1 rRNA gene is annotated in these 247 nt (G+C 60.3%); it reads left to right on the top strand.

What is annotated here, in order from left to right:
* Positions 1-247: ribosomal RNA gene (locus tag ACTHSL_RS14000) — 16S ribosomal RNA — on the top strand; the annotation flags it as partial.

Raw genomic sequence — 247 nt, 5'->3', positions numbered from 1 at the left:
CCTACGGGCGGCAGCAGCAAGGAATTTTCTGCAATGGGCGCAAGCCTGACAGAGCAACGCCGCGTGGGGGATGACGCATTTCGGTGTGTAAACCCCTTTTCCCTGGGACGAAGCACATGACGGTACCAGGGGAAGAAGGACCGGCTAACTACGTGCCAGCAGCCGCGGTAACACGTAGGGTCCGAGCGTTGTCCGGAATTACTGGGCGTAAAGCGCGCGCAGGCGGTCGACTCAGTCGCTGGTGAAA

The organism is Neisseria sp. P0008.S010, assembly GCF_051962715.1.
Taxonomy (GTDB): domain Bacteria; phylum Pseudomonadota; class Gammaproteobacteria; order Burkholderiales; family Neisseriaceae; genus Neisseria; species Neisseria elongata.
The sequence above is the reverse complement of the archived record's forward strand: the minus strand, read 5'-3'. Positions and strand labels throughout refer to the sequence as shown.